Source organism: Micromonospora echinospora (assembly GCF_900091495.1).
Taxonomy (GTDB): Bacteria; Actinomycetota; Actinomycetes; order Mycobacteriales; family Micromonosporaceae; genus Micromonospora; species Micromonospora echinospora.
Genome location: NZ_LT607413.1, coordinates 6,078,261 through 6,101,651, shown reverse-complemented (window position 1 = coordinate 6,101,651; position 23,391 = coordinate 6,078,261). Strand labels below are relative to the sequence as shown.

Below are 23,391 nucleotides of genomic sequence, written 5' to 3'. Positions count from 1 at the left end.
CACCGTGACTGAGGACCTGTACGAGGCCGGCATGGCGATGCGCCGTCGGGTGCTCGGCGACGCCCACGTCGACGCGTCGCTGGCTGCCGCCACCGATTTCTCTCTGGATCTGCAGGAGTACGTGACGAAGTACTGCTGGGGCGACATCTGGAACCGCCCCGGGCTGAGCCTGGAGGAGCGCAGCCTGATCAACCTCGCCATGATCACCGCCCTCAACCGGGGCCACGAGTTCAAGGCGCACGTCCGCGGTGCGCTGAACAACGGGGTCTCCCGAGAGAAGATCAAGGAGGTCCTCATGCAGACCGCCTTCTACTGCGGCGGGCCCGCCGCGTTGGAGAGCTTCCGCCTCGCAGCCGAGGTGTTCGCCGCGGTGGACGCCGAATGACCGGGACGGGGATCGAGCACATCGGGTTCATCGGCCTCGGCAGGATGGGCCGACCGATGGCCTCGCGACTGTACGACGCGGGCTATCGACTCACGGTGGCCGACGCCGCACCGGACGTCGCCGAGGGATTCGTGACCGACCACCCGAAGGCGGTCACCGCCCACACGGTCGACGCGTACCGGGCCGTGGACGCCCTGATCCTGATGCTGCCGAACTCGGCGGTTGTCGAGTCGGTGCTCGAGGGCGACGCGGTCGCGGAAGCGCTGCGACCCGGCACTCTGGTCGTCGACATGAGCTCCTCCGAGCCGCTGCGCACCCGCGCGTTGGCCGAGCGGCTGACCGCCCGGGGCCTGCGGATGCTCGACGCTCCCGTCTCCGGCGGAGTACGCGGCGCGGTCGCCGGAACGCTGGCGGTACTGGTCGGCGGGGAGGAGACCGATCTGGCCGAGGTGCGTCCGGCCCTGCGACGACTGGCCCGGACCGTCATCCCGGTCGGCCCGATCGGGTCCGGGCACGCGGCCAAGGCCCTGAACAACCTGGTCTCGGCCACCACCATCTCGGTGACCGTCGAGGCGCTGCGGCTGGGGGAGCGGTTCGGCATTCCGCCGGAGACGATGACCGAGGTGCTCAACAGCTCCTCGGGACGCTCGAACACCAGCGAGAACAAGGTCGCCCAGTTCATGGTCAGCGGCAGGTACGACTCGGGGTTCGCGCTGCACCTGATGGCGAAGGACGTCGGGATCGCCGTCGACCTGGCACACGAACTCGGCCAGGCCACCGAGGTCGCGGACGGCGTGGCCCGCCAGTGGCGGCGGATCGCCGGGGAAGTCACGCCGCAGACCGACCACACCGCCATGTACGAGCTGATCGGGGGTGACCGGTGAACGGCCCGCTGCTGCACTGGATCGGCGGCGAGGCCGTCCCGCCGACCGCCGGGGGTTACCGCTCCGGCACCAATCCGGCGACCGGTGGCGTTGGGGCACAGGTCGCGCAGGGAACGGCGGCCGATGTCGACCTCGCCGTACGAGCGGCGCATGCCGCGGCCCCCGGGTGGCGTCGGATCGCGTCGCTGGAACGCGGCCGGATCCTGGCGGCCATCGGCGGGCGGCTGCTCGCGGACCTTGACGCCCTGGCCGAACTGGAGAGCCTCGACACCGGCAAGCCGCTCGCCCTCGCCGCAGCCGAGGTCCGGGGTGCCGCGGAGTACTTCGAGTTCTATGCGGCACTGGTGAACCTGCCGGCGGGCGACGTGCTTGACATTCGGCCTGACCTGCACGTTTACACGCGGCGCGAACCGTTCGGGGTGGTCGGGGTGATCACGCCGTGGAACCTGCCGCTCAACCAGGCGGCCCGGGCCTGCGCCCCGGCGCTCGCCGCCGGCAACACGATCGTCGCGAAGCCCGCGGAGAGCACCTCACAGACGACCGTGGCCCTGGCGCGGATCGCCAGCGAAGAGGGGCTGCCGCCGGGGGTGCTCAACGTGGTGCTCGGCCGCGGCGACGAGGTCGGGACCGCGATCGTGCAGCACCCGCTGGTGCGCAAGGTGGCGTTCACCGGTTCCGTGCGGGTCGGGCAGGACATCGGTCGGATCGCGGCGGACCGGATCCTCCCGCTGACCCTCGAACTCGGCGGCAAGTCGGCCAACATCGTGTTCGACGACGCCGACCTTGAGTTCGCCGCCGCCGAGGCCGTCCGGGCCTTCACCACCAACGCGGGTCAGGTCTGCTCCTCCGGAACCCGGCTTCTGGTCCAGCGGTCGGTCCAGGAGCGGTTCGTCGCCGCGTTGGTGGCGGCCACCCGGCGGCTGCGCCCCGGCCGGGACGTGGGCCCGATGATCACCCGAGGCCAGTACGACACCGTGCAGCGGTACTTTGCGATCGCCGCCGAGGAGGGGGCCCGAGCCGAGCTCGGCGGTGGCGTGGTCACCGATCCCGAGCTCGACGGCGGCTTCTACGTCGAGCCCACGATCTACTCCGGCGTCACCAACGAGATGCGGATCGCCCGGGAGGAGATCTTCGGGCCCGTTCTGGTGATCATTCCGTTCGACACCGAGCAGGAGGCCATCGAACTCGCCAACGACTCGGAATTCGGCCTGGTCGGGGGAGTCTTCACCGAGGACATCTCCCGCGCCTTCCGGGTAGCCGAATCGATCGAAGCGGGCCAGGTCTACGTCAACTCGTGGTCGACCCAATCGGTCCAGATGCCGTTCGGCGGGCACAAGCTGAGCGGCTACGGGCGGGAGAAGGGGATCGAGGCGCTGTACCACTACTCGCACGTCAAGAGCATCAGTGTGCGGCTGGCTCCCCGCTGAGGGCCGACAAGGCCGGGTAACAGGGGCGTCACCCGACGGAATCGCCGATATGCCAGCTGGTCATGCCGGCGACAACGGCACGCGACCACTACGAGTCCTATTGGTATGGCAGCGCTCTCTCAGGAGGTCGCAGGAGGACCAGGGCGGCCAGTGACGGAGGGCTACGAATCAGCGCCCGATGTCAGAGACGTGCGCGGACGCGCCTGGGCGAAGCGCGCAGAGCTTACAAACGAGGGGTCGAAGACAGTCGCGTTTATGGTGGAGATGCCGCATGCATGCGCGGCAGTAGATGCTGTGGGTGAGGATCGGGTGTACCTTCCGTTGTGGCGGCTTGCTGGATAGAGGCCGGCGAGGACGCCAAGTCGGTCTTCTACCTGGGAACGCGCTGATGTCTCGTCGCCCCATACCTGCCGATCCGTCGATCGGTGATCGCATTCGGGCCCGTCGCGAGCTGCGTGGCTGGAGCATTCGCCATGCCGCCAGTCGTGCTGGCATCTCCCATACGTCCTGGTCGCGTATCGAGCGCGGCCAGCAGCGCACCGACCGGTACATGGTGGTGGATCTGGCCGCTGCTCTTGAGTGCTCGGTGGTTGACTTGACTGGGCAGCCGTATACGCCTGCCGATCGGCAGCTTGACGCTGCTCGGATCGACGCGGAGCGGGTGTGGCGGATCATGATGGACACGCCCATGGCCGTCCGGCGTGACGTGCCGGCCACCGTCGAGCAGGTGCGTCGGGAGGCCGGGCTCGTGCGTGTCCTGTACGGCCGGTGTGACTACGCGGGTGCCCTGCGTCGGCTCGTCGACCTGGTGCCGGCGATGCACGCTCTGACCGACCGGCGTGCGGCGTTGGCGGAAATGGTGCCGGTGTACGGCGTGGCGATGGGTTCCCTGCTCAACGTCAGCTATCCGGCTCACGCGTGGCTTGCCGCAGAGCGCTGTGCCGAGGCGGCGGGCCTGCTCGATGATCCGGTGGCGGCGGGGGTGGCGGCGGCCAACCGGGCTCGGGTGTCCGCCTACTCCGGCGCGTACGGGCCGGCACGGGCGCTGTGTGACGCGGCGGGTGCCGACCTCGCGGGTAGCGGGGCGGTCGGTGCTCTGGACGTGCTCGGCTTCCTGCACCTGGCACGGGCGCATCACCTTGCCGGCCTGCGCGACCAGGCGAGCGCCGAGGATCATCTTGCCGAAGCGGCGCGGATTGCCGCGCATACCGGGGAGACCGAAAGCTGGGATCTCGCCTGGGGCCCACGGAACGTGGCGTTGTGGCGTATGGCCTTTCAGCTCGACACAGGCCGTCCGGAGGGGGCGATGCAGACGGCCGCCGGCGTGGACCTGACCGGCCTGCCGCCGGTACGGCAGGTGTACTTCTGGCTCGACATGGGGCGGGCCGCTGAGGCTGTCGGCCGGGACCGGGAGGCCGTGCGGATGCTGCTCGCGGCGGAACGAGTCGGCCCACAGCACGCCCGTTCGTCGACGTCGGCCCGGGAGACGGTGCGGTCGTTGCTGCGGCGGGGCGCAACCTCACCGGAGCTGCGGGGCCTCTGCGAGCGCATGAGCATGACCGCACAGTAATCGGCCGATAGTGGTGCGTAAGCGTTCCAGGGGTCATGTTTGCTGTCCGTAGCGTCCCGATCACGGGCGTGGCTGTGTTGATCCGTACTGGTAGGACTGCCGCCGCGCCTCTGAGCCGGCGCGGCGGTGGCGGTCCTTCCAAGAGCCCACCGCCGTGCCCCTTCCGGAGGGGTGCAGGTGGGCGATACGCAGCGTGATCCAGGATCAAGCCGGGGTGAACAGGCGGAGGCCGCCGAGCGGGAGGCAGCGAAGCGGCGGATTCTTGCGCAGGCCGAGGCGGATCGGGTACCGGTCGAGGAGACGACGCGAGCGGTGCCGGATCGGCGGTGGCGTCGTGGACCGCACTGACCTGCTGCCGGTCGGTCGTCGGGTGGCGTACTGGCGAGGACGGCGGAAGCTGTCTCAGCAGGTGCTCGCGGATCGGCTGGGCAAGTCCAAGAGCTGGGTCGACAAGGTCGAGCGGGGTGTCCGGTCGCTCGACAAGGTGTCGACGCTTCACAACATCGCTGCCGTGCTGCGGATCGACACGGCGGTGCTGCTCGGTCGGGACGCGCAGCCGGCCGGGCTGAGCGAGCGTGTCGAGGGTGTGGAGCGGATCCGGGTAGCGCTGTCGACGTACGAGATCGCGTTGGAGCGGCCGGCTCCCCGCCGCCCTGTCATGCCGGCCGAGAGGCTGACGCAGGAGATGGCCCACGCCTGGACGACCTTCCAGCACGCCCGCTACCCGCAGGCCGTCGACCTGCTGCCGCAGTTGGTGGCCAGCGCGCAGCGCACCCACGCCCACGATCCCGGCGGGGGTCGGGTGCCGCTGGTGGAGACGTACCGGGTGACGGCGGCGTTGCTGGTGAAGCTCGGTGCCCCCGACGTGGCATGGCTGGCCGTCGACCGGGCGATGACCGCTGCTACCGGTGACCGGGAGTTGGTGGCTGCCGCTTCCGTGCAACTCGGTCAGGTGTTACGCGAGTCAGGGCAGGCACGGGTGGCGAAGTCGGTGATGTTGGCTGCCGCGTACCGGATCGCCCCGCCGGTGGTCGAGTTCGGCGACCCGGCCGAGCTGTCCCTGTGCGGGACGTTGCTGGTTCAGGCCGCCCTGGCCGCCGCGCGCGACGGGGATGACCGCACCGCTGTCGAGCTGATCGACGAGGCCGCCGAGATGGCGGCCGGGGTGGGGGACGGGCACGACCACCACCGGACCGGGTTCGGACCGACAGCGGTGGAGCTGGCCCGCATCACTGTGGCGGCGGAACGCGGTGACGCGGAGGAAGCCGTGGCCCGCCACGAGAGGGTGACTGGGCGCGACGGTTGGCGGTGGCTGTCGGCCGAGCATCGCGCCGCGTACCTGATCGATATCGCCCGCGCGTACCTGCACGCCGACGACCCGGTCAACGCCGGCCGGATCCTATTGGAGGCCGAACGGATCGCACCGGCCGAGATCCGCCACCGACCAGCCGGCCGGGACCTCCTCGCCCAAGTCGCCCGCGACCCCGACGCCCCGACGACGCTCACCCACCTCGCTACCACCCTCGGGGTGGGCTGAGGATGACCGCACCGTTCCTGTCCCTGGCGCAGATCCGCAACCGGCTGATCCTCACCGCCCGCTGGGTCCTCCGCGACCACCGACCCGGACCCGACGGCCGCTGTCCGATCTGCCGGACCGCAGATTGCCCGGTGGCGACCGCCGCCCGCGACGTCCTCCGCACCGCCGAGGAAGTACAGCAGCGAAGTACCGCAACCGAGCCAACCACACCCGACCCGGACGACCCGCAGCAAACCGGATGATCTCGAACGACACCCGCACCAACCGCCCCGCCGCCAGTTCGGGACGAAGAGGTCACTGGTTCGATCCCCAGCGCGGCGGTCGCAGGCTCACCCTGGGACTGCCGGGGTCTCGACGACGCCGGGAGTTCAGCTGTTGCGTGGGTGGTTCGCGAAGAAGCGCCAGATCGATTCGGTAGCGGCCAGGGCCGTCGAGGGTGGGTCCATTCCGAGAAGGCGTTCCACCATCGCCGGCGACGCGCCCGGCCATTGGTGCCCCGCGTCGGCGATGGTGATCAGCTCGACGTCGCGCCCATCCGGACAGCGGGCGGCCGACGTGGTGACGGCTCCAGCGGTACGCGCCTCCGGAGCGGCGCATCGCGCGACCTTCCGCCACCGGTCGATCTGGTCGGCGACGGGTCCGCCGTCGATCTTCACTGGGCGCAGCCCGGTCCCGCCGTTGTCCAGCTTCCCCGGCCGGCCGTCGTACGGGACCACGTCGTCGGCTGTCCCGTGGATATGGATCAGGGAGATCGGTGCCGGCGACGGGCATGGCCCGAGCAGCGTTCCCGCCACCACCCCGATCGCGGCGAAGGTGGTGGTGTCGCAGGCCAGTCGGTAGGCGAGCATCCCGCCGTTGGATATGCCGGCGGCATAGGTCCGGTTCGGATCGATCGACAGCTTGGCGGAGATGTCGGCCACCGTGGCGACGATGAACGCCACGTCGTCGACGTCGTCATGGGCCGGTCGCCCGCAGCAGTGGGCGCTCACCGCCCAGGACCGGTGGAGTCCGTCCGGGTACGCGACCACGAAGCCCTTACGTTCCGCCGCGGCGTTCCACCCGTATGCCGTCTCTGCCTGGCGACCGTTCCCAAGGGCGCCGTGCAGCATCACCACCAACGGTACCGGCGCAGACAGCGACAGCTTGGCCGGCCGGTACAGCCGGAAGGTGCGTTCCCTGCCGGCCACCGTGACGGTGTGGGCGGACGATCCCCTGGCCACCGGGCTTCGAAGGCCGGACCCGGTCGGCGAGGTCCCGGGCGGCGTGGTCGGTACGGCGGCATCCCGCCGCAGCGGACGCATCACGTCGCAGCCGATCAGCACGGTGAGGACCACCGCGACCGCCGCCGCCACCGCTGACGTGGTGCGCCTGACGGTCGCCGCTCTCGTGGTTGGCCGGTACATGAGGTATCCCCCTCACGGTGCTCGTCGTCAGCGGCGCGGGCGGTCGGCGCTCTGCGCCGACCGCCCGCGCCCGAACGGGCTTGTCACTTCCCGTAGGCCGGCGCTGCCCCGCTGGCGTCACTCCCGGGCGGGAGCGGTCGCCCCTTCCCGCCGTAGGAGGGGTTCGAAGTGGCCAGGGGGAGCCGGATCAGCTCCCAACCGCCCTCCGGGACATCATCCTGCTTGTCGGTCCGCAGGTTCATCGGGTTCGCCATACCAAGGTAGATGTTCGAATCGTCGGCCACCATGGTGCGGATGCCGTAGTTGAGATAGTTGCCGAGTCCGGTCGTGTCGACCGGCTTGGCAGGCTCGTTCGGGTTGTCGAACGCCCACAGGTCGGCGCCGTACGACGTGGCGTCGGCGGCGCCGAGCGCGGCTCGGACCCCGCTGCCGGACGCCCGGCCCAGGTAGCTCCAGTCCATGGTGCCGACGTACAGCGAGCCGCCAGCCACCACCATCTTCCAGATGTAGTTGTTGTAGCCGTTACCGAATCCCGCCGCGCCGAACCTGGGCGTGTACCCGGTCGGGGTCAGCCGCCACTCGCCCGCCCCGTTGTTCGCCTCCGGATCGAATGCCGGCAGCTTCGACTCGCCGTACAGAAGCTCGACCGACGCCTTGCCCTCCTCACATCCGCAGTCGGCATCGAAGTCGGCGGCCCGGAAAACGCTCGCCGTGCGCTGCGTGTTCTGCACCGCGACGGGGTCTGCCTGGCCACGCGTCGTCCCGTAGCGCTTCGTGTGCGCCTGCGTGGCCTTCAGCGGCACATGCATCGTCCCCCAGTAGAGGTAACCGCCGTACGAGGCGAGCCCGCCCAGGCCGTACGTCTCGGCCACGACGGGGTCCGGCTCGTACTGGGCCGCGTTCCATATCCGGCTCCAGCCGTCGGCGTCGGCGGGAGTGAGGCCCGGCTCTCCGTCCGCCAGGCGCGGGCTCAGCCACACGCCGGGAACCCGGCCCTGGACACCAGCGCTGGGCCAGGTGATGAGGGCGATCCGTCCCTGGTGTGAGGTGATGTCCGCGACCTGTCCCGGCAGATCAGCCACCACGCTGAACCCGAACGGGGCGTCCTTGGTGCCGGTCCAGCGCAGCACCTCACCCCCGCCCAGACCGTCGAGCCCGACGCCGACGCCGGCGTAGAGAGCGCCGTCGGCGACCACGAAGTTCCGGATGTTGCCGTACCGGGAGAGGGTTGTCGATCCGAGGTACCGGCCCGACTCGCTGTCGAAGGCGAACAGGTTGAGGCCGCCGAGAGACGGTCCCCCGAGCAGTACGACGCCCTGGTGGGAGCCGGCGGCGCGGATCCCGATCGTCGAGTTCAGCCGCAGTCTGTCCAGCACGGACGCGTTGGCGATGTCGCCGCCCTTGTCGGTCAGTTGCCCCGTCCGCGTGTCGTAGCGGAACACGTCCGGTGGACGCCAGTCCCCTCCTACGGCCGGGAGAAACGGGATTTGCTTCCGCAGTTGACTCTCGCCGTACTCGCACACGTAATCGTCGTTCTGGATCGGCTTCGTCAGCTTGAGGCCCTTCCCCAAGGTGAGGCAGTGGACGTTGGGAGCCGTCCCGAACCAGAGTTGGTCGTCCGATCTGGTCAGGCCCCACACGTAGGACTGGTTCACTTTCGGCACGCCGACTCCGCACGGCGGCCCGGGTGGATATGGCTTACCGATGCCGGCGAAGCACTCGTCCGGCGCGGCTTTGGCCAGCAGTTCCGGTCCGGCGGGCGCCCGTGCCGACGGCCCGTCCGACATGGGTGGCTGATCCGCGAACGCGAGCGTCGGTCCGACCGTACCCACACTGGAGCTGTCGGCGGCCGCCGGCACCGTGGCGAGTAGCGGCATGGTCGCCAGGATGGCGGCGGGAAGCAGGGACCGGGCAAAGATCTGGGTCCTGTCCATAGATGGTCCTTTCGTCGGGTGGCGATGCGTCGGGCGGCTGTTGCCAGGACTCCGGGTGCGGGTGGGTGACGGGGGATGGACCCGCTGGGCGGGCAGGTGTCCGCGTCTCGGACAGATGCCTTTTTTCGACAGTCCTCGATGCCTCCGAGGTCAATGTGAATGTGGACTGAACTCGGTTTTATCAGACAAAACGGGTGAGGGGAGCAACACGCCAAAGACGTACCCTTCTCGGGCGAATGGCCCCTGGTGGTGACGTAGGCGCGACCGCCGTCGCGAACGGGCGTGGAGTGGGCCGAACGTGAGGCACTTTGCACGCGCGTGTGGTGACGCGGCGGTGACACCGTGTGGCTCACCATCGCTGAGGTGACACACGGACGACGGGCGTGCGGCACCGCTACTCGATCGTGAAGAGCCGCAACTGGGGCCATCCGGGGGGCGCGACAGCACAGAGACCTGGCTTTCGCAGGAGAAGCGCTAAAGCGTTCATAGACCCGGCCACGTTGGCGGAGACCACGCTGTCGGCTGCGACGAAACCCGCCGGCGCAGCAGACGGACTGGAAGTGCCGGCGCGCCTGACCCAATCGACGGGAGTTCGATGAATACCGCACCCGCCAGTCGCAATTTGGTGATCGTAATCAATCCATGTGGTGCGGTTGAGCCCAGCCCGCAGATGGTCGTGGCTGCCGATGCGGGTGGTGGGCTCGGCGTGTTCGATCTGGCCCGGGGCGACCGCCCGACGCTGCGGGCGCTGGAGCAGGCGGCGGCGAGGTCGGCAGGACCGATCGGGGTGCGGGTGCCTGCGGGCTGTGCCGCGACGGTGGCCGACGTGGAGCGCGCCGCGAAGGACCGCGTGAGTTTCGTTGTCCTGCCGGCGGATGGTTCGTGGCCGCTGAGGACGTCGGCGGAGCGTTATCGGGTGCTGGTGGAGGTGACAAGTCGCACGGAGGCGCATACGGCGGCGGCGAACGGTGCGTACGGGTTGATCGCACGCGGTTCGGAGGCGGGCGGACGGGTCGGTGAGCTGAGTTCGTTCGTTCTGTTGCAGCAGTTGCTCGCCGATGAGGCGCTGGACCTGCCGGTGTGGGTGGCTGGCGGGATCGGGCCGCGTACGGCCGCCGCGTGTGTGGTGGGTGGGGCGGCTGGTGTGGTGGTGGACAGCCAGTTCGCGCTGATGCCGGAGTCGGATCTGCCGGAGGACGTGCGGGCCGTGATCGGCCGGATGGACGGCTCGGAGACGGTGCTACGTGATGGCGTGCGGGGGGTGCGCCGCGACGGCCGACCGGACGGCGTCGGCGCGTTGCTGCCGGTGGGTGAGGACGGCTGGTTGGCCGCGGTGTTCCGGCAGCGTTGGGGGAGGACGACCGCCGCGGTGCGCGGTATCCGCGCGGCGATCACGGATGCGGTCGGGGACGCCGCAGCGGGTGCGTCGCTGGCGCCGGGCGCACCGCTGGCGCGGGCGTGGGGTGTGCGGATCCCGGTGGCGCAGGGACCGATGACGCGGGTCAGCGACGTGGCGGGGTTCGCGGCGGCGGTGGCCGACGACGGCGCGTTGCCGTTCATCGCCCTCGCGCTCGCCAGCGGCGAACAGTCCCGCCGGATGCTGCGGGAGGCCGTGCAGGCGCTGGGTGAGAGACCGTGGGGGGTGGGCATCCTCGGCTTCGCCCCCGAGGAGGTGCGGGCGGCGCAGCTCGCGGTGGTGCGGGAGGCCCGGCCGCCGGTGGTGATCATCGCGGGTGGCCGGCCCGCACAGGCCAAGGCCCTGGAAGCCGACGGCATCAACGTGCTTCTGCACGTGCCGTCACCGGGGTTGTTGCGCCAGTTCCTGCGCGCCGGGGCGCGGCGGTTCGTGTTCGAGGGCGGCGAGTGTGGTGGGCACGTGGGACCGCGGACGAGCCTTTCGTTGTGGGAGGCGCAGGCGCTGGCGTTGGAGGAGTTCCTCGAGGGCGCGCCGACCGGAACCGCTGCGCAGGTGCAGGTGTTGTTCGCCGGCGGCATCCACGACGCGCGTTCGGCCGCGATGGTGGCGGCGTTGGCGGGACCGCTGGCGCGTCGCGGTGTGCAGGTGGGCGTGCTGATGGGCACCGCGTACCTGTTCACCCGGGAGGCGGTCGAGTGCGGGGCGATCCAGCCGTTGTTCCAGCGTCAGGCGATCGCGGCGACAAGCACGGCGGTGCTGGAGACGGCACCCGGACACGTGACGCGCTGCCTGCACAGCCCGTACGTCGACGACTTCCACCGGGTGCGGCAGGAGTTGCTTGCGGCGGGGGCGGCTGGCCGGCAGGTGTGGGAGTCGCTGGAGGTGCTCAACGTCGGCCGGCTGCGGATCGCCAGCAAGGGCAAACGTCGCGAGGGAGGCGGGCTGGTCGCGGTTGACGAGGCGGGTCAGCACGCCGAGGGACTGTTCATGGCGGGTCAGGTCGCCGTGCTGCGTGACGCGCGAACCACCGTGACCGCCCTGCACGACGGAGTCACCACGGGCGCACAGCGCTTCCACGCGGAGCGGCTCGCCGCGCTGGCGGCGATGTTCGGGCCGGACGGCGAGACGGCCGACCGGGCGTCGGTGCCGCCGCTGGATGTCGCCATTGTGGGCATGGCCTGCCTCTTCCCGGAGTCACCGGACCTGTCCAGCTTCTGGCAGACGATCCTCAGTGGCCGCGACGCGGTCACCGAGGTGCCCGCCCAACGGTGGCCGGTGGACACCTACTACGCGTCCGAGGTGGACCGGAGCCAGACCGGACGGCTCAGCGTCTCGAAGTGGGGTGGGTTCCTCGCGCCGATACCGTTCGACGCCATCCGGTACGGCATCCCGCCCGCGGCGTTGGCCAGCATCGACCCGACCCAACTCCTGGCCCTGGAGGTCGCGAGCCAGGCTCTGCGCGACGCCGGGTACGCGTCGGGCGTCGACCACTCGCGTACCGGGGTGGTGTTCGGCGCCGAGGTGGGTAGCGACATGGCGCATGCGCAGACGCTCCGCATGATGCTGCCCACCTACCTGGGGGAGGTCCCGGCGGAGCTTGAAGACCAGCTACCCGTCATCACCGAGGACTCGTTCCCTGGCGTGTTGGCCAACGTGATCACCGGGCGGGTGGCGAACCGACTGGACCTGGGAGGACCCAACTTCACCGTCGACGCGGCGTGCGCCTCGTCGCTCGCGGCCCTGGACGCGGCGTGCAAGGAGCTGGCCGCGGGCACCAGTGACCTGATGATCTGTGGCGGCGCCGACCTGCACAACGGCATCAACGACTATCTGATGTTCAGCTCGGCGCACGCGCTGTCGCCCACTGGCCGGTCTCGCGCGTTCGACAGCACCGGCGACGGCATCGCCCTCGGCGAGGGTGTCGCATGTGTCGTGCTCAAGCGGCTTGCCGAGGCCGAGCGGGACGGCGACCGGATCTATGCGGTCATCAAAGGGGTCGGCAGCTCCAGCGACGGGCGGGCCCTGGGCCTGACCGCGCCGCGTGCCGAGGGGCAGCGTCGGGCGCTCGACCGGGCGTACGCGCGGGGCCGTGTCTCTCCGCGGCAGGTCGGGCTGATCGAGGCGCACGGCACCGGCACCATGGTCGGGGACCGTACCGAGTTGGAGACCCTGACGCGGCTGTTCGTCGAGGCGGGTGCGCAGCCGGGCAGTTGTGCGCTCGGCTCGGTCAAGTCCCAGATCGGCCACACCAAATGCGCCGCCGGACTCGCGGGTCTGATCAAGACGGCGCTCGCGCTGTACGCCGGGGTCAGACCGCCGACCATCAACCTGACCCGGCCCAACCCGGTGTGGGATCCGCGGCACAGCCCGTTCGCCTTCTACACGCAGGCCCGCCCATGGAACGCCCCGGCCCGTGAGCGGATCGCCGGGCTCAGCGCGTTCGGCTTCGGCGGCACCAACTACCACGTGGTGCTCGCCGCGCACCCACACACGCCCGCACCGCGCCACGCCCGCCAGGAATGGTCGGCGGAGCTGTTCTGCTTCCGCGGTCCCGACCGCTCCGCAGCCCAACGGGCGATGCGGCAGCTGGCCGCCGCCCTGCAGACCACCGACCGGTACGGCCGGCCATGGCGACTGCGCGACCTGGCCGCCACGGCGGCGGCACAGGCCGACCTGCGCTCCGGCCCCGTCCAGGTCGCGATCGTCGCCCGCGACACCACCGAACTCGACCTGCTGCTGCACCGCGCGCTCGCCGGTGAGCACAACCCCGGGCAGGGTCTCGTCCAGCCACCACAGCAGGCCACGCGTTCCGGCACCGCCCCCGACAAGGTGGCGTTCCTGTTCCCCGGGCAGGGCAGCCAGTACCCCGGCGCCTTGGCCGAACTGTTCGTCACCTTCCCCGACCTGCACCAGTACCTCGAACTCGGCGAGGAATGTGCGGACGTGCTGTTCCCACCGGCCGCGTTCGACCCAGCCGCGGAACGCGCCCAGCAGCAGCGGATCACCCGGATGGCCCAGCCCGTGCTCGGCATCGGCGGACTCGCCGTGGACCACCTGCTACGCCGGCTCAACATCCGCCCCGACGTCGCCGCCGGACACAGCTACGGCGAACTCGTCGCGCTGTGCGCCGCCGGCGCCTACGACCCGTCAACCCTGCTGCAGCTCAGCCGGCAACGCACCGATGCCATCCTCGGTGCCACCGACGACGATCCGGGCACCATGGCGGCGGTCAGCGCCACCGCCGAACGCCTCGTCCAGATCCTGGAAGGTGCCGGCCTCGCCGACCAGGTCGTCCTGGCCAACCGGAACGCCCCCACCGAGCAGGTGATCTCCGGCCCCACCCCCGCGGTGCAGGCGGCGATCACCGCGCTGAAGGCCGCCGGCCTGACGGCCCGCCGACTCAACGTCGCCTGCGCCTTCCACAGCCCGCTCGTTGCCACCGCCGTGGATCGCTTCGCGCAGGTGCTCGCCGCCCAACCGGTCACACCACCCGGCATCACGGTCTGGTCCAACCGCACCGCCACCGCCTACCCGGCCCACGCCGACGGGGTACGGCACGAACTCGCCGCCCAGATCGGCGCCCCGGTGCGCTTCGTCCAACAGATCGAAGCCATGTACGCCGCCGGCGTCCGCACCTTCGTCGAGGCCGGCCCCGGGCAGGTGCTCACCCGTCTCGTCCAGGCCATCCTCGCTGACCGGCCACACCTCGCCGTCGCCTGCGACCGGCGCACCGGCGAGGGGCTCCGTGACTTCCTCCTCGCCGTGGCACAGCTGGCGTGCGCCGGGGTGCCCGTACAGACCGGCTGGCTGCTGCATGGCCGCGACACCGTCGAGGCCACTCCGACCGCAGCCGACAGCCGCCCCTTCTGGCGGGTGGACGGGCAACTTGTCCGTGACCGCCACGGCAACCGCCTTCCTGGCGGCATGACGCCCCCACAACGTACGAAGGAGCTGTCCATGACCGCAGCAACCGAACGCACCGCCAGCGGTCGAGACCAGCGTCAGGGACGGGAACATTCCGACGACCTGCTCGCCGACTTCCTCCGGACCAACCGGGAGATGATCGCCTCCCAGCGCGACGTGATGCTCGCCTACCTCGGAAGCGACACCAGCGGTGGACCCACCGCCCATCGGCCAGCCGAGACACACCGCCCCGCCGGCGCGCCGGTCGACCCGGTTGGCGCCGCGGCGAGTCCACCGGGGCAGGGGGCGCCGGTGCCGGCCGGGGCGAACCCTTCCGGCCATGATTCTGCCGCACCGCCAAGCGGCGCTCCGGAAGGAACGGGGAGCGTCGTACCGATCGCACCGGCGCCTGCGCCGACCGGTCTCCGGTCGCCGGTCTCGCCGGCCGCGACCAGTCCACCGGCACGGCTCTCGCCGATGCCGGCCACCGTACCGGTGTTCACGCCACCCGAGCCCCGCGGAGCCACCAGCGGCACCAACGGCGCGGCAGTCGCCGCACCGGTCGCCACAGTCGTGGTGGCCCCGCCCGGTCTCGACCTCCAGAACGTCGTGCTGACGGTGCTCAGCGAGCGGACCGGCTACCCGGTCGACCTGATCGAACTCGATCTCGACCTGGAAGCCGACCTCAGTATCGACTCGATCAAGCGGGCCGAGGTGGCCGGCGAGGTGGTCGCCCGTCTCGGCATGTCAGCCGAGGGCGACGAGTCGGAACTGGAGGAGATGATCAAAGCGCGGACGGTGCGCGCGATGCTCGACCTGCTCGCCACCCGGGTCAGCGGTGCGGGGACGTCCTCGATGGCGGAGGACGCCGTTGCCGCCCACGTGCCAGCCGCCGGCGCCGCCCCCGTCGACCCCGCCACGCCGGCAGACGGTGCCACGTCCGTCTTCCCCGCACCCAACGGCGGGCCCGTTTCCCCCGTCGGCACGCCGGCACCGGCCGTGGCCGCTATACCGAGCGGGGTGGACTTTCAGGCCGTCGTGCTGACGGTGCTCAGCGAGCGGACCGGCTACCCGGTCGACCTGATCGAACTCGATCTCGACCTGGAAGCCGACCTCAGTATCGACTCGATCAAGCGGGCCGAGGTGGCCGGCGAGGTGGTCGCCCGTCTCGGCATGTCAGCCGAGGGCGACGAGTCGGAACTGGAGGAGATGATCAAAGCGCGGACGGTGCGCGCGATGCTCGACCTGCTCACCACCCGGGTGAAGGACGCCGTGACCGCCACGGTCCCCGCATCGTCTCCAGGCACACCCGCCGGGCCGGAACCAGCTGCGGCGGTGCCCACGATACCGGCGCAGCCGCGGCCGGCGCCGCTCGCCACGGTCCCCGCCGGACACCTGGCAACGGTGCCGCAGACGGCGCCGACGGTGGGTGGCGCGGCACCGGTGAACGGTGACGGGCGGCTGGGTGTCGCGCCCACGCGGATGCTCCCCACGTTGGTGTCGGTCGCGGGAGCGCCGATGCAACCGGAGACCGTGCTCGCGGGTGCCACGTTCCTGGTCACCGGCTCTTCAACGGTGGCCGGTCAGGTGGTAGAGATGCTGCGCCGGCACGGGGCGACCGTGCGCGTCGGCACGGCCGCCGATCCCGGCACCGTCGACGGCGTGGACGCACTGGTCCTGCTCGACGGTCTGGTCGGTGGCCAGGTGCCGCTGCTGCCCAGCGCGTTCGGGTTGATCAGACAGGTCCTGGCGGGCGGGCCCCGCTGGGTGCTCGCGGTCGCCGACCCGAGCGCCGGCACGGGCACGGACGGGCTGGGTGGCCTGTTCCGCACCATTGCTCGGGAGTACCCGTCGGTCACGGCGCGGGTGGTCATCGTCGACGGCACGGAACCCGCGCCGAGGCTCGCCCAGCAGATCATCGACGAGTTGCTCCTGAAGGACGACGCGGCGGTGGTGCACCGTAGCGGCGGCGGGCGGTGTGCGTACGACCTGGTGCCGGCGAGCCTCGGGGCGTTGGCGGCTGGCGGTGCCGGCCCGGCCGGCGACGGCGTGGCCGAGGCCCGGGCGATCGGCTTGGACCGTGACTCGGTGGTGGTGCTGGTTGGCGGCGCGCGGGGCATCACCTCCTGGTTCGCGCGTGCTCTCGCGACGGCCGCTGGGTGCCGCATCGAACTGGTCGGGCGCACCCCGCTGCCGGAGGGCCCGCAGGATCCGGCGGTGGCGGCGGCCACCGACGCGGTGGCGTTGCGGGCGGCGCTCGCCGCCCAGGGGGCCGGCTCCCCAGCGACGATCGCCCGCGCGGCCCAGGCGATCCTGGCAGGTCGGGAGGTCGAGGCTACCCTGCGGGAACTGCGGGAGCGGGGTGCCCGGGTGCGCTACCACAACCTCGACGTACGTGACGCGCAGGCGACCAGGCAGCTCATCACCGCGATCCACGGCGAGTACGGCCGCGTCGACGGGCTGGTGTACGCCGCCGGGGTGATCGAGGACAAGCTGATCGCCGACAAGGATCCGGAGTCGTTCACCCGCGTCTTCGACACCAAGGTGACGGGTGCCCAGGCGGTGCTGGGCGCGCTGGAGGGCCTGCGCTACCCGCCGAGGTTCGTGGTGCTGTTCGGCAGCGTCGCGGCGGCGTACGGCAGCCGCGGCCAGAGCGACTATGCGGCAGCAAACGACGCCCTGGAGGCGGTCGGCGCCCGCTGGAGGGCCCGCACCGGCAACCGTTGCCTGACCGTCCACTGGGGACCGTGGGCACCGGTCGAAGGTCACGGCGGCATGGTCACCCCGGAGCTGAGCCGGGCGTACGCCCGGCGCGGCATCCGTCTGATCGACCCCGAGGAAGGCGCGCTGAGCCTGCTGGGCGAGCTGGCCTGGGGTGATCCGGCAGCCACCTCCGTCGTCTACACCGCGTCGGGCTGGTGACCCGAATGCCCAGCGACCAGATCGCGATCGTGGGGATGGCCGCGGTGCTGCCCGGCGCGGGTGACCTCGACAACTACTGGCGCAACCTGGTCGGGGGTTTCGACGCGATCACCCAGGTGCCGCCGCACCGGTGGGATCCGGAGTTCTACGACCCGGCGCAGGCGCACCGGCCGGACCGGGTGTACTGCCGCCGGGGCGGCTTCGTTGACGAGTTTGCCACCTTCGAACCGCTGCGGTTCGGCATCATGCCGGCGTCCGTCCCCGACATCGAGCCGGATCAGCTCATCGCGCTTCAGGTGGCTGCCACGGCCATCGACGATGCCGGCGGCGCCGACCGACTACCGGCCGCCGACCGAGTCGGTGTGTTTCTCGGTCGGGGTGGCAGCATCAGCCCCGCCGCGGCCCGGTACGCCCTGCGGGTGCGGATGACCAGCCAGACGATCAACCTGCTCCGGGAGCTGATCCCGGACCTGCCGGAGAGCAGGCTGGAGGCCGTGCGGGCGAGGTTCGACGAGCGGCTCGGCAAGCACCAGCCGGAGGGGACGATCGGACTCGTGCCGAACCTGGTCGCCTCCCGGGTGGCCAACCGGCTCAACCTGCGTGGTCCGGCGTACACGTTGGATGCCGCCTGTGCCTCGTCGCTGATCGCGGTGGACCAGGCGATCACCGAGCTGACCAACGGGCGGCTCGACGCGGTCCTCGCCGGAGGCGTGCACCACGTGCACGACATCGGTTTCTGGTCGATATTCAGCCAGCTCGGCGCGTTGTCGCGGCGGGGCGAGATCCGGCCGTTCGACAGCGCGGCGGACGGGCTGCTCATCGGCGAGGGAACCGGGATCGTCGTACTGAAGCGGATGACCGACGCGGTGCGCGACGGCGATCGGATCTACGCGGTGATCCGCGGCAGCGGGGGATCCAGCGACGGGCGCGCCGCGAGCATGGTCAACCCGGCCAGCGAAGGGCAGGTGTTGGCCATTCGGCAGGCCTGGGCCGCAGCCGGTCTTGATCCGACCGCCCCGGACGCGCTGGGCCTGCTGGAGGCACACGGCACCGCGACGCCGACGGGCGACGCCGTCGAACTCGCCACCGTCGCCGAGGTGTTCGGTCCGCACCGGGGCGGGCCACGGCCGGTGATCGGGTCGGTGAAGTCGATGATCGGACACACCATGCCGGCGGCCGGCAGCGCAGCCCTGATCAAGGCGGCCCTGGCCGTGTACCACGGCGTGCTCCTGCCGACGCTGCACTGCGACACACCGCGTCCGGAGCTGGCGCACACCCGGTTCGCGCCGATCAGCGGCGCCCAGCCGTGGGAGAGCGACGGACCCCGCCGTGCCGCCGTCAACGCCTTCGGGTTCGGTGGCATCAACGCCCACATCATCCTGGAGGAGGCACCGGACGCCTTCGCCTCCCGTCGGGGGGGCAACGGCACGACCGGGCTGGCGTCCCGCGCCGTGCCGGCGCCCGTGGCCGGCAACACCACGGCGGCGGTCACCGTCGAAGAGCCCGACGAGGTGCTGTGGCTGGCCGCCCCGAACCCGGCCGCACTGGCCCGCCTGCTCGACACCGACGACCACGCCGTCCGCGCCCTCGGCGTCGCCCGGGCCCGACAGGCCGGTCCCGCCGGCGCTGGCGCTGGCCACCGGGTTCCGGCGGACGAGCGCTGCCGGCTCGGTCTCGTCGATCCCGACACCAAACGCCTCGCCACCGCCCGGCGTGCCGTCGCCAAGGGGCTGCCCTGGCACGGCGCCCGGGACATCTGGTTCAGCCCTGACCCGCTGCTGGCCGGCGATTCCCCCGGCCAGTTGGCCTTCGTGTTTCCCGGACTGGAGACGGAGTTCAGCCCGCGCACCGCGGACGTCGCGGCGCACTTCGGCCTGCCCGACCGGCAGTGGTCCACCGACGACCTGGGCCGGCACGGCGCCGGCGTGATCGAGGTCGGCAAGCTGCTCGACGACGCCCTGCACCGTGTCGGGATCACCCCACACGCGGTCGCCGGGTACAGCATCGGTGAGTGGACCGCCGCCGCCACCACCGGACTGATCAGCTCGTCATCCGTGGACGAGTTCCTCGCCCTGTTCAACTCGACGGCGGTGGAGACGCCCGGCCGCGTGTTCGCCGTCGTCGGCGGGGCCGCGCAACAGATCACCGCGCGGCTCGCCTGCTACCCAGGGGTGGTCCTCACCCACGACAACGCGCCCGCCCAGTGCATCGTCAACGGGCCCGAGGACGAGATCGACCGCCTCGTGGAGGCACTGCGCGGCGACGGGATCCTGTGCCAGAAGCTGCCGTTCCGCGCCGCCTTCCACACCCCGGTGTTCGCCTCCGGGCTGGAGTCCATCGGCGCGGCCCTACCCCGCTGGCAGGTGCGGTCCGCCCGGGTGCCCGTCTGGTCCGCCACCCTCCGGGCACCGTTGCCCGCCGAGCCGGCCCGCGTGCTGGAGATCTCCGCACGGCACATGCTCGAACCGGTCTGGTTCCGCCAGACCATCGCGGCCATGCACGACGCCGGCATCCGGGTCTTCCTCCAGGTCGGAGCCGGGCAGCTCGCCTCGGTCATCGCCGACAACCTGCGCGGCCGCGACCACCTCGCGATGCCGGTCAACGTCGCGCATCGGGGCGGGCTGAACCAACTGCGCCGCGTCGCCACGGCGCTGTGGGTGGAGGGCGCCGCACCGGATCTGCGTGCCCTCGACCCGGCGGCCACGGGTCGGGCCCGAGCTGCCGCGCCGACCGCCGCCCAAGCTGTGGCGCCCGCCCAAGCCCCGCCGACCGCCGCCAAGCCTGGGGCGCCCGCCGCCCAGCCCGCCCGCCGTGGCCCGGTCATGCGGCTCGATCTCGGCGGCGCGCTGATCCGGTTCGGCGAGGGAGCCGACAAGCTGCTCGGCGTCTCGGTGTCCGCGGACCAATCGGCGGGTGACGCGAACGGCACCGAGGGCACGAGCGGCGCAGTCGGTGGGTCCAGGTCGGTTGCTCGGGAAGCGACGGCCGCCGTGGCATCGCAGGCCCCGAAGGCCGCGGTGGTGACGTCGGCGGCCGTGACCCCGCACGCCCCGGTCGGCCCGCCGAGGTCGCCGACCCTGGCCAGGCTGCACGCCCTCGCCGGACGCTCCAGCGCCGCCGCGGAACTCGCCTCGTTGCTCAGCGACCCCACGGACGGTCTGGTCGCCGACGGCGGAATCGGGCAGCCGCCGCCGTCACCGCCGCCGCGCGTCCACCGTACGGTTCTGCGGGTCGCCCTGGACACGATGCCGTACCTGCGCGACCACTGCTTCTTCGTGCAGCCCGAGGACTGGCCCGAACCGGAGGACCGCTGGCCCGTGATGCCGGGCACCACCGCCCTGCACCACATGATGGAGGCCGCCCAGCAGGCGGCACCCGGCATGCGGGTCGTCGGCGTGCACGGTGCCCGGTTCAACCTCTGGTGCATCGCCGCGCCGCCCCAGGACGTCGAGATCACCGTCAAGCCCACCGGTCCCGGCCAATTCTCGGTGACCTTCGGCAACTACGCCCGCTCGACAGTCCAGGTGGCACCGGACTACCCGGCCGACCGTCCGACGTTCTGGCAGCACGACCCCGCCACGGAACAGCCGCCACGGATCAGCGCCGAGGAGATGTACGCCGGACGGTTCGTGTTCCACGGCCCCCTGTTCCGCGGCGTGACCAAGGTGCACGCCGTCGGCGACATGCACATCCGGGGCGTGGTGACCGCCCCGTCCCCGCCCGGCGGACTGCTCGACAGCACCTTCCAGCTGGTGGCCAACTGGATCGTCACAACGCAACCGTTCTCGGCGCTGCCGGTGGGAATCGGACAGGCACGGTTCTTCGGTCCGCCGCCAGCGCCCGGTACAGCCTGCGAGTGCATCGCCCGCGCGCGCTCGACCGACGACGCGCAGCACGTCTTCGACATCCAACTCGCCGTCGACGGCCGGGTGTGGGCGCAGCTCGACGGCTGCATCGAGCGACGGTTCAAGAGCCACCCCACCCTGCCGGAGGAACGTTTCCCGGAGCGCCACCCAATGTCGCTGCGGCAGCCGGAGGGCTGGACCATGGCCGTCGACTGCTGGCCAGACCTGGTCACCCGCGGCATGACCGCGCGCGGCATCCTCGGCAACAGGGGCTACACCGACTACGAGCGGCAGCCGCCCAAGGCGCGCAAGCAGTGGCTGCTCGGCCGGCTCGCGGCTATCGACGCCGTCCGGTTCCCGCTGTGGGAAGGCGGCCACGCCGAGGTCTATCCGATCGAGTTGACCATCACGAACGATCCGAACGGCCGGCCCCGGGTGCACCCGCGCCCCGGCCGTGGCTTCGGCGCCTGGGACGTCTCGCTCGCCCACGTCGCCGAGATCGGGGTGGCGATCGCCGGGCCCCGCGCGCCGGACGCGCTGCCCGGCGCGCCGGGCGTCGGCATCGACGCTGTCGAGATCACCGAGCCTCCGGTGGACGCGGTCGCGTCCGCCCTGTCGGAACCAGAACGACGGCTGCTCGACTCGCTGCTGGCCGGCGGCGAGGACGGGCACCTGTGGTTCGCCCGCTTCTCGGTCGCCAAGGAGGCCGCTGCCAAGGCAGAGGGCACCGGCCTGGCCGGCGACCCACGACGGTTCACGGTGGTGGCCGCCGCCTCAGCCGCGCTGACCGTCGAGGTCGGTGACCGCATCTACCAGGTTGCACTTCGTGAGGTGTCCAACCCCGAAGGCCTGCCCCCGAGACGGTACGTCGTCGGCTGGACGTGGGGACCGGAGCCTGCCCACCGAACCGGCCGCGTGTAGCGCGATCACGAGAGGGGACATCACATGTCTGTAGAGCAGGCCGACATCCTCGCCGAGGTGGTCGCGATGTTGCACGCGATCCGCGACGACGCCGGAGTCGACGGCGAGATCACCATGGCAACCAGGTTCCAGGACGACCTGGAGATGGAGAGCATCGACGTCATCTCCCTCGCCGGCCGCCTGCAGGCGCGGTACGGAAACGCGGTCAACCTCGCGCATTTCATTGCCGAACTGGACCTGGACTCCATACGACAACTGCGGGTCGGCCAGCTCGTCGCACACATCGCCACTGCGCTCGACGGGGCGGAAGCGGACGCCGGCCATGCCGACGCCGGCCTCGGCACAGCGGGCCTGTCCGCATGAGTATCGTCCGGGCCAACGGGCTCTCCGTCCACGTGGAGCAACTCCGGCCACCCGAAGTCGTATCCGGCGTACCCGGCGGCGGCCCCACCGCCGTGCTGATCCACGGCCTGGCCACGGACAACCTGGCGAGCTGGTATCTCAGCATGGCCCGCCCGCTCGCCGCCGCCGGCCTTCGCGTGATCATGTACGACCTGCGCGGGCACGGAAAGACCGAGCGCCCGTCGGCGGGTTACACGCTGGACCACTTCGTCGACGACCTGGCGGCGCTGCTGACCGTGCTCGACGTGACCGGCCCGGTCCACCTGCTCGGCAACTCCTTCGGCGGCACGATCGCGATCAGCTACGCGGCACGCCACCCTGAGCAGGTCGCCGCGATCGCCGCCGTCGAGTCCTCCCCGCCCACAGCGGCCTGGTTCGAGCGGGTTGCCAAGCGGCTCGCCGCCGCCGCCGCACAGCTACCGCACGAGCACGTACTCGCCAGGATCAGCGCCGAACGCGGGGAGCGGGCCAGCCGCCGGGCCAGGACGGCTCGCGACGTACTCGTCGCCACGAGCCTCGCGCACGACCTCCCGGCAAGCCGGCTACCGGCCGAGGAGCGGATAGCCGCGATCCGGTGCCCGGTGCTGTGGGTCTACGGCGGGTCCTCCGCCGTGGTCGAACTGGCCCCCGATGTACAGCGCCTGCTACCACATGCGCGGATCGTCACCGTGCCCGGCCAGAGGCATTCCATCCTCATCGACCAGCCGGACACCGTCGGCGACATCGTCCTGTCCTGGCTGCGCCAGGACTGCGGCCTCCAGTCCGGCCCCGTGGACGCCGCAACCGGGCGTGACGGCCGGGACCGGCCGCCTTCGCCTACCACCCTGCACTGACCCGCATC

The 23,391-nt window shown here is 71.4% G+C and carries 12 protein-coding genes; 10 read left to right on the top strand and 2 right to left on the bottom strand.

What is annotated here, in order from left to right; genetic code table 11:
* Window positions 1–4: 4 nt before the first annotated feature.
* The 6 genes from GA0070618_RS26205 (at window position 5) to GA0070618_RS26180 (ending at window position 6,045) form a co-directional block, all read left to right on the top strand.
* Complete coding sequence (locus GA0070618_RS26205; protein ID WP_231931458.1) at window positions 5–385, top strand: carboxymuconolactone decarboxylase family protein; 381 nt, start codon at window positions 5–7, stop codon at window positions 383–385.
* Window positions 382–1,269, top strand: coding sequence for an NAD(P)-dependent oxidoreductase (locus tag GA0070618_RS26200; protein WP_088983997.1), 888 nt, complete (start codon window positions 382–384; stop codon window positions 1,267–1,269). The genes GA0070618_RS26205 and GA0070618_RS26200 overlap by 4 nt, the downstream gene beginning before the upstream one ends.
* Window positions 1,266–2,696: an aldehyde dehydrogenase family protein gene (locus GA0070618_RS26195; protein ID WP_197701645.1), complete on the top strand. Its 1,431-nt coding sequence runs from the start codon at window positions 1,266–1,268 to the stop codon at window positions 2,694–2,696. The genes GA0070618_RS26200 and GA0070618_RS26195 overlap by 4 nt, the downstream gene beginning before the upstream one ends.
* Before the next feature lie 421 nt (window positions 2,697–3,117).
* On the top strand, window positions 3,118–4,266 hold the full coding sequence (locus GA0070618_RS26190; RefSeq protein WP_231931948.1) for a helix-turn-helix domain-containing protein: 1,149 nt from the start codon (window positions 3,118–3,120) through the stop codon (window positions 4,264–4,266).
* 334 nt (window positions 4,267–4,600) lie between these two features.
* Window positions 4,601–5,803, top strand: coding sequence for a helix-turn-helix domain-containing protein (locus GA0070618_RS26185; protein ID WP_231931457.1), 1,203 nt, complete (start codon window positions 4,601–4,603; stop codon window positions 5,801–5,803).
* A gap of 2 nt (window positions 5,804–5,805) precedes the next feature.
* A complete protein-coding gene (locus GA0070618_RS26180; protein WP_088983995.1) occupies window positions 5,806–6,045 on the top strand; it encodes a hypothetical protein in 240 nt (79 codons plus the stop codon).
* A 126-nt stretch (window positions 6,046–6,171) separates the two neighbouring features.
* Here the strand turns inward: GA0070618_RS26180 and GA0070618_RS26175 are convergent, their stop codons facing one another.
* Window positions 6,172–7,206 (bottom strand): extracellular catalytic domain type 1 short-chain-length polyhydroxyalkanoate depolymerase, encoded by a 1,035-nt coding sequence (locus GA0070618_RS26175; protein ID WP_157749015.1) that lies wholly within the window; start codon window positions 7,204–7,206, stop codon window positions 6,172–6,174.
* 83 nt (window positions 7,207–7,289) lie between these two features.
* Window positions 7,290–9,140: a hypothetical protein gene (locus GA0070618_RS26170; RefSeq protein WP_197701644.1), complete on the bottom strand. Its 1,851-nt coding sequence runs from the start codon at window positions 9,138–9,140 to the stop codon at window positions 7,290–7,292.
* A gap of 670 nt (window positions 9,141–9,810) precedes the next feature.
* On the opposite strand from GA0070618_RS26170, the gene GA0070618_RS34905 reads away from it, so the two are divergent.
* From GA0070618_RS34905 to GA0070618_RS26150, 4 genes are read left to right on the top strand one after another with little or no spacing between them, the layout of a single operon-like run.
* On the top strand, window positions 9,811–17,382 hold the full coding sequence (locus GA0070618_RS34905) for a type I polyketide synthase (protein ID WP_231931456.1): 7,572 nt from the start codon (window positions 9,811–9,813) through the stop codon (window positions 17,380–17,382).
* A 5-nt stretch (window positions 17,383–17,387) separates the two neighbouring features.
* On the top strand, window positions 17,388–22,148 hold the full coding sequence (locus GA0070618_RS26160) for a type I polyketide synthase (protein WP_088983993.1): 4,761 nt from the start codon (window positions 17,388–17,390) through the stop codon (window positions 22,146–22,148).
* A gap of 24 nt (window positions 22,149–22,172) precedes the next feature.
* Complete coding sequence (locus GA0070618_RS26155) at window positions 22,173–22,511, top strand: acyl carrier protein (RefSeq protein ID WP_088983992.1); 339 nt, start codon at window positions 22,173–22,175, stop codon at window positions 22,509–22,511.
* The gene (locus tag GA0070618_RS26150; RefSeq protein WP_088983991.1) at window positions 22,508–23,383 is read left to right on the top strand and encodes an alpha/beta fold hydrolase; all 876 of its coding nucleotides are present in this window, start codon (window positions 22,508–22,510) and stop codon (window positions 23,381–23,383) included. The genes GA0070618_RS26155 and GA0070618_RS26150 overlap by 4 nt, the downstream gene beginning before the upstream one ends.
* Window positions 23,384–23,391: the final 8 nt, after the last annotated feature.